Annotated in this window: 10 protein-coding genes; 3 read left to right on the top strand and 7 right to left on the bottom strand. The window is 63.3% G+C overall.

Features of this window, described 5'->3' with window-relative positions:
• Positions 1 to 350: 350 nt before the first annotated feature.
• The 3 genes from EOD07_RS11325 to EOD07_RS37590 are packed head-to-tail and all read left to right on the top strand — an operon-like array spanning position 351 to position 3,558.
• Positions 351 to 1,148, top strand: coding sequence for a trypsin-like serine protease (locus EOD07_RS11325; protein WP_164772175.1), 798 nt, complete (start codon positions 351 to 353; stop codon positions 1,146 to 1,148).
• Entirely contained in the window at positions 1,145 to 3,421 is a 2,277-nt protein-coding gene (locus tag EOD07_RS11330) for a S8 family serine peptidase (RefSeq protein ID WP_127235509.1), read from the top strand. The genes EOD07_RS11325 and EOD07_RS11330 overlap by 4 nt, the downstream gene beginning before the upstream one ends.
• Complete coding sequence (locus tag EOD07_RS37590) at positions 3,418 to 3,558, top strand: hypothetical protein (protein WP_164772174.1); 141 nt, start codon at positions 3,418 to 3,420, stop codon at positions 3,556 to 3,558. Before EOD07_RS11330 ends, EOD07_RS37590 begins: the two co-directional genes overlap by 4 nt.
• Positions 3,559 to 3,567: 9 nt before the next feature.
• On the opposite strand, the gene EOD07_RS11335 is transcribed toward EOD07_RS37590, so the two are convergent.
• From EOD07_RS11335 to groEL, 7 genes are all read right to left on the bottom strand, one after another.
• Positions 3,568 to 4,695 carry a serine hydrolase domain-containing protein gene (locus EOD07_RS11335; RefSeq protein ID WP_127235510.1) on the bottom strand — a complete coding sequence of 376 codons (1,128 nt, stop codon included), beginning with the start codon at positions 4,693 to 4,695 and terminating at the stop codon, positions 3,568 to 3,570.
• 76 nt (positions 4,696 to 4,771) lie between these two features.
• Positions 4,772 to 5,452 carry a gamma-glutamyl-gamma-aminobutyrate hydrolase family protein gene (locus EOD07_RS11340; protein ID WP_127235511.1) on the bottom strand — a complete coding sequence of 227 codons (681 nt, stop codon included), beginning with the start codon at positions 5,450 to 5,452 and terminating at the stop codon, positions 4,772 to 4,774.
• Between the two features lie 292 nt (positions 5,453 to 5,744).
• Positions 5,745 to 7,637, bottom strand: a complete 1,893-nt coding sequence (gene htpG / locus EOD07_RS11345) for a molecular chaperone HtpG (RefSeq protein WP_127235512.1) — start codon at positions 7,635 to 7,637, stop codon at positions 5,745 to 5,747.
• Positions 7,638 to 7,697: 60 nt separating this feature from the next.
• Positions 7,698 to 8,000 (bottom strand): DUF982 domain-containing protein, encoded by a 303-nt coding sequence (locus tag EOD07_RS11350; protein WP_127235513.1) that lies wholly within the window; start codon positions 7,998 to 8,000, stop codon positions 7,698 to 7,700.
• On the bottom strand, positions 7,981 to 8,340 hold the full coding sequence (locus EOD07_RS11355; RefSeq protein WP_127235514.1) for a hypothetical protein: 360 nt from the start codon (positions 8,338 to 8,340) through the stop codon (positions 7,981 to 7,983). Before EOD07_RS11355 ends, EOD07_RS11350 begins: the two co-directional genes overlap by 20 nt.
• 108 nt (positions 8,341 to 8,448) lie before the next feature.
• The gene (locus EOD07_RS11360) at positions 8,449 to 8,670 is read right to left on the bottom strand and encodes a hypothetical protein (RefSeq protein ID WP_127235515.1); all 222 of its coding nucleotides are present in this window, start codon (positions 8,668 to 8,670) and stop codon (positions 8,449 to 8,451) included.
• Between the two features lie 65 nt (positions 8,671 to 8,735).
• On the bottom strand, positions 8,736 to 9,723 hold a 988-nt coding region (groEL, locus tag EOD07_RS11365), incomplete at its 5' end, for a chaperonin GroEL (protein ID WP_127235516.1).

Consider the following 9,723-nt stretch of genomic DNA (forward strand, 5'->3'; position numbering starts at 1 on the left):
GTCCAGCCTAGTCGGCGCCGCCCCTTATGGCGGCGGTTGATTTTAATGTCGCACAAATTTTTAGCATTGCAATATCCGTGGTGAAAATTATACGATGTTTATAAAATGATAAAGTTCTATTGTGACGGGGATGAACGGGAGTCTTTCTATCTACGATGGAGAATTTCATCCGAAGTAGTTGATTAGGCTTTGCTTTGTTCCAATGTTCAATGGGAGCAAACGTGTCATTGAGAACCTGGCTGAGGGCTTCGTACTCTTCGAAGGCAAGGTTAAGTTGGATGTGTTCGGCCTACCTCGGGCAATGGTTGCGCCTTTGGTCGGGCCACTGCACCGTAGTTGATAGTCACTCAATGCATTTTTCCAGCAGAAACCTATCGCGCACCTCTCTTGCGATTGCCCTGGCAAGCGGTGCCATTTTCTTCGGCGCGAGCATATCGTCGGCTGAAGAAAGGTTTACCATGGTGGAGGCTGAAGCGGGATCGGACGTCCAAGTCATCGGAGCGACACCCGCGGCGGCAGGTGATTGGCCGGCTACCTTCAGATTTTCTCACGGCGGCAAATTCTGCACGTCGACCTTGGTGGGCGAGCGGGCTATCTTGACCGCCGCGCATTGTGTCGACAACAATCAGTCCGGGGTGATCAAGATTGCTGGCAAGTCGACATCTGTACAGTGTCTGCGCAACCCAAAGTATCAAGACAACAACCACTACGATGTTGCACTATGCCTGGCAGCGGCAAGAATAACCCTGCCAAACGGCGCGAGATACGAAACGCTGAATTCCGATTCAGGATCCCCTCAGGTCGGAACTGACGTTACGCTCCTCGGATTTGGATGCAGAAGCGCGGGCGGTGGAGGCCCGTCGGGGGCCCTCTATCAAGGGCAGGCCCAACTCGCGCTTTCGGAATTTGTCTACCTTCGCGCGCGTGGCGGCGCGGCTGTTTGTTTTGGCGATTCAGGTGGCGCGACTTATTTCGACGCGGGCGGAAACAGGCGCATCGCCGGCGTGGCGTCGCAGGGCGATTTGCAGAACGTAACGTGGTTCACCAATATCGCGAATCCGGCGGTTGCGTCGTTCTTCAAGACGTGGTCGCTCGCCAACGGCAGCACGATCTGTGGCGTCACCCAAAAAGGCGGTACCTGTAAGTGAGAGGACGCGCGCGGAAACGGACATTCGCGGCTTGTTGCCTTGCGGCGGCCACTGCCACGCCGGTGTTTGCTCAGTCTGTAACCGTCGAAGCAACCGGCGACATCGGTCCGGCGCTCACCGCAAAGATCGCAGAGTATGGATTGCCGGTCACGGTGGCGGTCGCTCCCAACAAGACGCTTCTCGATGCCATTGTGGCGCTGTGCGGTAACAATCCGACCTATCTAAGTCTGATCGGGACAGAACGCCTGAAGGCGACTTCCACTGCTGCAAGGGCCGAGACGGTGCCGGCTTGCGTGCGGCCCGCATCTCCGGCCGTTGACACAGTCCGCTCAGGTGACACCTTGACAAAGGTGCTGGCGCGCAACGGGTTCTCCGGACAAAGCGGCCTCTCGTCTTGGCCGGTTTCGACGCAGCAAGCCATAACACTTGCATGCGCCGGTACTGATGCCTGCAAGACAGAGGATACGAGCCGGTGGGAAAGCGCCACGACGGATACCGGTTTTGAAGTCAACTGGCTCAGATCGAATCTACGGATCGAAGGACTTGGCGATCGCATCGCAAGAATACAGGAGGGGAAAGCTGCAGCCGTCGAGCCGGGGAAAGCGCCTCTTTCGAAGGACATGCAGGAAACCGCTCTCGTCGTGATGTCCCACAACGAGTTTGCGAAACTTGCCAATAGAAACATAGTAAGCACGACGGTGGCCAATCCGAACAAGCTGTCTCCGGGAATGGACATATTGGTTCCATTCAAGCAGCCGGAATATTCGACCGTGTATCTCAAGGACGCGGCCACGTTACCAGCCGTCATCGCCGACTTTCAGCATGTCGCTGCGGAGTCCGCTCAACCGCCAACATTCACGAGCAGTCCCGACGCCTTGCTGGTCTCGCCTCTGGAAGACGGGTGCGAAGGGACGCCTTCCGAGTATCGCCCGTTCTCGGGCGAAGATATCATTCGGCAGATTGGTCTCAATTACCGGCTTGGCGGAATTTCGCCGCCGAAAAGCCGAAAGAACGTGCTCGTGCTCGACACCGGGCTGGACGAGGACATCGTCAAGGATTCCGTGCCGTTTCCGGACTCATATTTCCACCGCATAGCGAGACCCTTGGGGGCCTCGCCGGTTGCTCACGGAGTGGCAGACTCATCAGTTTTTGGGTTCAATTTTGCCACCCGGCAGGACGTGGTTCAGTCTCCGGAAGGGTTTTCGGATCGCTGGCATGGCCTGAACGTTGTCGGAGCGATCCTCGGCGGAGCGGAACTGGAGGATTATCGGTATGCCGTCGACCTGCCGGTGGGAGTGGCGATCGGTAGCCTGATGTCATTCGCCGGGGGTGAAGCAAGGATCGAGCCCAACAGCCTGTCCGCATCGCTGAATGCTACGCGTGCCGAGCCGGGATCGATATCGGTCATAAATGCCAGCTTCATGGCTGGCAGACCTATCGACGGGCTCCGCGAGGCCGCCGACAACGCTGAAGGTGTGCTGCTAGTTGTCGCGGCGGGGAACGAACCGCGCGATCTCGAGGGCTGGTCGGTCTGGCCCGCTCGCTACGGTGGCGATCCCGCCAACAGCAGCAATCTGACCACCATAACGGTGGGAGGCCATAGGCCGGATGGCAGCATCTGGCCGAAATCGGCGTGGAGTTCGAAATATGTCGACCTTCTGGCGCCAGCGTGCCATGTGCCGACGTACACCGGGGTGGAATCCGCAGCCGATCAGAACGGTTTGAAGCATATCAGCGCGGAACGGGCCGTCGAGACGGGGACATCCCTTTCGGCGCCCATCGTTAGCATGGTTGCGACAATACTGAGCAGCTACGGTCTAAGACCATACGAAATAAAACAGAGACTGACATTCGCGTCGGATTTCGATCCTGCATTGATTGACAAGGCTTTCTCATCGGGGCGCTTGAATATCCGCCGAACTTTGGCCTTCCCCCTGGATGTCGCTAGTTGGGATGAGAATGGGAAGGCAAGAGAGGGCTATTTCCGAGGTTCGTTTTCGTCCTCTTCGACCATTTCGATTTGCGGGAAATCCTATGCCCCAGGGCGTTTAGGAAAACTCTCCCGATACCGTAAGGCAAATGGCGATGAAGTGGTTCGATTCTGGTTGAAATCGGAAAATCCCGACACGCCACAGCTGTTCGCGTACAAGGAATGCACGATTGGCGAGTCGTCAAACACAGTTATTAGTCTGCAAGGCGTGGCCGGCAGCTCCGAAAACATGGACATTCCGATTTCCCGATTGATTGACTTCGTGCCTGCCTTCAGCAGATGAAGCTTTGCAGCCGGTACCAATCGACGTATTCCAACTGCGTGCTGGAGCTCACGCCCGACGGCATCCACACCTATGGCGGCGGCTACACCGAATATGTCGCGCGCACCGGTCAGGAAGCACCGGGGCTGAGGAGCTAGCGACGAAACTCAGAGCGCGTCGTAGACGGCGTCGATCAGCGCCTTGCGGCGCGGGTCCACATCGTCGAACCCCAGCATGTGGTTGGTGACGTAACCGAACCCCAAGCCGGCACCGGGGTCGGCAAAGCCGATGGCGCCGCCCCAGCCGGTGTGGCCGAAGGTTTGCGGCGATGCGCGGCCGGCATAGATAGGATCCTCGATCTGGTAGCCGGCGGCAAAGGCAGCCGGCAGCGCGAAGCTGTCGTCCATGCCTCGGAAGCGCGGCCTCGCGGCCTCTTCGATCGCCGCGCGGCCGATCAGGCGCTTGCCTTCAAACGTCCCGCCCGCCGCCATCATGCCGTAGATGCGCGCCAGCGCATGCGCCGTGGACTGGCCGTTGCCGCCCGGCACCTCGGCGGCGCGCCAGGCTCGGTCGTTTGGCGCCAGGGCGCTGGGCGTTGGGTTGTCGCATGCGTGGGGAAAGGGCGAGGCGCGCACGAACTCCACCCATTCGGAAGCTTTCGGGCCCTCGATCATCTCGGCGGCCCGGAAATCTTCCGCTTGCGGCAGACCGACATGGAAATCAGCCCCAAGCGGGCCGGCGATCTCTTCCGCGATGAAGCGCCCGACGCTGCGCCCTTCGACGCGCCGCAGCACCTCGCCGGCGAGGTGGCCGTAGCTGAGCGCATGATAGACGCAGCGGCTGCCGGGCTCCCACAGCGGCGCCATGGCGGCAAGCGCGTCCGTATAGGGTGTCCAGGCGAGCAGGCCTGCCTCGTCCATCGGCACGGCGAGGCCGTTCAGCCCGGACTGGTGCGACATCACCTGGTCGAGCGTAACGCGCTCCTTGCCGCTTGCCGCGAATTCCGGCCAATAGCGCGCGACCGGCGCGGCATAGTCCAGCTTGCCGCGCTCGACCAGCATGGCGATTGCCAGTGCGACGACGCCCTTGGTGGAAGACCAGACATTGACCAGCGTGTCACGCCGCCACGGGCGGGTGCGCGCGGCATCGGCATGGCCGCCCCAAAGCTCGACGACCGTCTTGCCGTCGGCCACGACCGAGACCCCACCGCCATGTTCGAGGCCTTCAGCGAAACACCAGGCGAACGCATCGCGCACGCCGGCAAAACGCGGATCGCAGAAGCCTTCGATGTTCATAGCCAAAGTCCCACCAGGTGCCGAAGGATGAATCTGTCCAGACCGTTACGGATTGACATAGTTTGCCACCAGCGCGTCAGCCGAACAGCCTGGTCACGAAACCGCTGAACCAGGTGTGCTGTGCCGCGTGGTGGGCTTCCATCAGCCGGTCCTGCTCGTCCCGGTCCTGCGCGCCGAGCGTTCCGTAAGGTGCGCCTTGCCGCTCCTGCCAGCGCCGGAAGCCGGCCGGGCCCTGCTCGGCATGGAATTGCAGCGCATAGGTCTTGTCGCCGATCCGGAATGCCTGATTGGGGAAGGTCTCGCTTGAGGCGAGGTGCACGGCGCCCGCCGGCAGGGCGAAGGTATGAAAATGGTTCTGCGGCAGGAAGAGCGGTCGGTCGAGGAAGTCGCCGGCCACGGCTGTCGGCGTGATCTCGAAATAGCCGAACTCCCTGATGCCGCTTGCCACCGGCCCGACATCGGCGCCCAGATGCCAGGCGATCTGCTGCGCGCCCTGGCAGATGCCGAGCAGCGGCAGGTTGTTGTGCAGGCAGTGCTCGATCAGCGCGGCTTCGTCATCGAGGAACGGATGCTTGTCGGTGTCGAAGACGTTGAACGGGCCGCCATAGATCACGGCGCCGTCGACAGCGTCGAGGTCGATCGCCTCGCCTTTGAACGGCATCGCCGTCGTGACCGCATGGCCGTTCGCCTCAAGCGTCGTCTGGACGTGATCGTCGCCCGGCTCTTCCGAGTGCCTGACCAGAACGATGCACTTCATCGGAGGCTCCTGCCGCCCATTGCGCGAGAACCACGATAAAGCTTAGCGGGTCATTGGCAATGTGCCAGCCTCCGATCGTGTTTGGCGGCGGCGCCCCTCCCTTCGTCATCCTCGGGCTTGACCCGAGGATCCATGCCGTAACACCTGCCGTAGAGTGCAACGGTGCAGAATTCTGTAACCGCTGCAACGCCTTAGCGCCATAGCATGGATCCTAGGGTCTGCGCGCGTCGCTACGCTCCTGCTTCGCCCTAGGACGAGGCACGGGCGGCGCATCTCGGTAGGGGGACCCTCATCACCCCTTCGCCAATCCGCGATCGATCAACCGCGCCAGGCGCGCCGAGAACGCCTTCGCGTCCGCCGGCTTGTCACCGTCGAGCACGCGCGCCTCGTCGTAAAGCAGATGCGCGGCGTCTTCCTTGAACGCCTTCTCGTCGTCGCCGAGCTTTGCCAGCGCCGCCACGCGCTCGTGGCGCGGGTTGATCTCCAGGATCGGCTTGGCCGCCTTGTCGAGCCGCCCGGCGGCGTTGAGCAGGCGCTCGAACTGGCGGTCGGGGCCATGCTCGGGCGCGACCAGGCAGACGGCGCTTTCGGTCAGCCGGTCGGAGGCCTTCACGTCCGACACCTCTTCGCCAAGCGTCGTCTTCACGAAGGCAAGGAACGTCGCGATGTCCGATGACGTCTCGGCGTCCGGCTTCGCCGCGTCCTCGGGCAGCGCGACATCGGCAAGATCGGCGGCGCCCTGCGTCACCGACTTGAACGGCTTGCCGTCGAATTCCGGCGCCATCGTCACCCAGAAACTGTCGACCGGGTCGGTAAGCAGCAGCACCTCGATGCCGCGCGCCCGGAACCCTTCGAGCTGCGGCGAGGCTTCGAGCCGGGCGCGGTCGTCGCCGGCCATGAAGAAGATCGCCTTCTGGCCTTCCTTCATCGCCGCCACGTAGTCGGCCAGGCTGCGCCAGCCTTCGCCCGAAGCGGTGGAGCGGAAGCGGGCAAGCTTGAGCAACTGCTCGCGCCGCTCGTAATCCTCATAAAGCCCTTCCTTGAGCACGACGCCGAAATTTTCCCAGATTTTGGCGTAGGCCTCGGCATCGTTTTCGGCCGTCTTGGCAAGGTCGCCGAGCACACGGTTGGTCACGCCCTTGCGGATCGCGGCGAGCAGCGGGCTTTCCTGGATCATCTCGCGCGAGACGTTGAGCGGCAGGTCGGCTGAATCGACCAGACCGCGCACGAAGCGCAGGTAGCGCGGCAGGAGATCGGCATCGTCGGTGATGAAAACGCGCCGCACATAGAGCTTCATACGGCCCTTGCGGTCCTGGTCGAACAGGTCGAACGGCCGCGATCCGGGCACGAAGGCGAGCACGCTGTATTCCTGCCGACCCTCGGCGCGGAAATGGATGGTCGAGGCCGGCTCGTCGTACTGGCCGGCGACGCTGCGGTAAAAGTCGGTATATTCCTCCGGCTTGATCTCGCTCTTCTGCCGCACCCAAAGCGCCGTGCCGTCGGCGATGTCGCGCGGCTCGGCGCCGGGTTTCTCGACAAGCGTGATCGGCACCGGCACATGGCCGGACTGCGACTTCGCCAGCCCTTCGAGCCGGTAGGGCGTGGTGTAGGAGGAAGCATCCTCCATCAGATGCAGCACGACGCGCGTGCCGCGCTTGGGCGCCGCCTCGAGCGGCGCCGGCGCGATCTCATAGGTGCCCTTGCCGTCGGACGACCAGCGGAAGGCCTCGTCGCTGCCGGCCTGGCGGCTGATGACGTCGACCCGGTCGGCGACCATGAAGGCCGAGTAGAAGCCGACGCCGAACTGGCCGATAAGCTGCGTGTCCTCCGCCGCCTTTCCGGCCTCGACGCGCTCCATGAAGGCGCGTGTGCCGGAGCGCGCGATGGTGCCCAGCGCCTCCGCCATCCCGTCGCGGCTCATGCCGATGCCGTTGTCCTCGACGACAAGCTCTTTGTTGTCCGGATTGGCGGCAATGGTGATGCGCGGCTTCGGATCGTCGCCCAGAAGCTCGGGCCGGCTGACTGACTCGAAGCGCAGCTTCTCGCAGGCGTCGGCCGCGTTGGAGATCAGCTCGCGCAGGAAAACATCCCGGTCCGAATAGACCGAGTGCACCATCATGTGCAGCAGCCGCGAAACGTCCGCCTCGAATGTCCTGGTTTCCGTCTTCTTGGTGTCCGTCGTCATTCAAAATTCCTGGGTTGGTCGTATTGTCCCCCGCGCCAGCACGCGCCGGGTTTCGAATCTTCAGCCATTGTTGCTTGCGGACGCGCGCCCTGCCAGCGCTGCGGGCGCCAGCGAAACCATGTCCGGCACCAGAATATCGTGGCGGCGGGCGAAGGCAACAAGGGTTGCCCGCACCGTCTCGGCGTCGATCTCGCCGGCAATGCCGGCTTTGCAGGCATTGAGCGCGATGGCATGCGCGCTGCTCCTGCTCGCGGCCGGCCAATCCTGCAGCAGAGCGTAGGCTTCCGCCACGGTCTCCAGCCGCACCGGCAAGCCCATGCCGACCAACACCGTGACAGGCTTTTCAAAGCGGTCGTGGTTCATGGTCTGGACCCTCTTTCGGATGGATGCCCACGGTGCCCGGGCGAAGCCCTCCGGCAAGCATATGCCGGCGCGGGTAGGGCGGTTGCAGCACGACGCCGTGCGGCCGCGGCTGGCCTATGCCGGGGAAGGCCTGCACATTGACCATGCCCGCAGGCGTGGTGTGCGTCGCTGAAATCCGCTGGTTCAGGCGCGGGGGCGGCAGCGCGCCATGCGCCTTGACCAGGGCCTCGATCCAGGCGGCGACCGCCAGCGGCACCGGCGCGCGCCCGTCGATCCAGCGCGCCGCGTCGGTCCTGGAACAGCCAAGCTCCTGCGCAAGGTCGCTGGCTCCCCATCGCAAGCTTCTCAGGCATTCCCGCAAGCGTCCTGCAATCATGACGATCGTGTTCCTACCCCGTCTCAATGCAGCTTGGCGGATCCCGCCCGCGAGGGGCGGGACCGATCTCGCTCAGCTTCGCGCGGATGTTTCGGTGGCCGACACCTGCTGCGCGGCAAGGAACATCAGCGTCGAGGCGACCGTCCGCCGGTTCCATCCGGCGGCTTCGGCCGCGTCGAGCAGGCCTGCCAGCAGCGGCTTCAGCGCGCTCCGGCATTCGGCTTCATAGGCGAGGAATTCACTTGCCGAATGCGTCGGCGCGGGAATCGAGCCATCTGCGCTCATCATGTTCATGAAGGCCTCCCAAGTTCTGGTGAAACGCCCGCTCCCGTAGCCGGGAGCGGGCTCCCATCTCTATCTCAGAAGTCCATGCCGGCGCCGGCTGGCACGGCCGGGGCGGCTTCCTTCTTCGGCTTTTCGGCCACCATCGCCTCGGTGGTGACGAGCAGACCGGCGACCGAAGCGGCGTCCTGCAGCGCGGTGCGCACCACCTTGGCGGGGTCGATCACGCCCTGCTTGTAGAGGTCGCCATACTCGCCGGTCTGGGCGTTCCAGCCAAAGGCGAAGTCGGTCTTCTCGCGCAGCTTGCCGACGATGATCGACCCTTCCGATCCGGCATTCTCGGCAATCTGGCGCGCTGGGGCCTCGATCGCGCGCCGTACGATATCGACGCCGTATCTCTGGTCGGGATTATCGACGGCAACCGCGTCGAGCGCCTTGGCCGCCCTGAGCAGGGCGACGCCGCCGCCGGGCAGGATGCCTTCCTCGACCGCGGCGCGCGTGGCGTGCAGCGCATCGTCGACACGGTCCTTCTTCTCCTTGACCTCGACTTCCGTCGCACCGCCGACGCGGATCACCGCGACGCCGCCGGCGAGCTTGGCCAGCCGCTCCTGCAGCTTCTCGCGATCATAGTCGGAGGTGGTCTCCTCGATCTGAGCCTTGATCTGCGTGATACGGCCCTGGATCTCCTCCGTCTTGCCGGCGCCGTCGACGATGGTGGTGTTCTCCTTCTCGATCGCGACCTTCTTGGCGCGGCCGAGCATCTCCAGCGTGACGTTCTCCAGCTTGATGCCGAGATCCTCGCTGATGGCCGTGCCGCCGGTGAGGATGGCGATGTCCTCCAGCATGGCCTTGCGGCGGTCGCCGAAGCCCGGAGCCTTGACGGCGGCGACCTTCAGCCCGCCGCGCAGCTTGTTGACCACCAGCGTGGCCAGAGCCTCGCCCTCGACGTCCTCGGCAATGATCAGCAGCGGCTTGCCCGACTGGACCACGGCCTCGAGCACGGGAAGCAGCGCCTGCAGGTTGCCGAGCTTCTTCTCGTGGATCAGCACATAGGGCTCGTCGAGC

It is taken from the genome of Mesorhizobium sp. M2C.T.Ca.TU.002.02.1.1 (genome assembly GCF_003997225.1).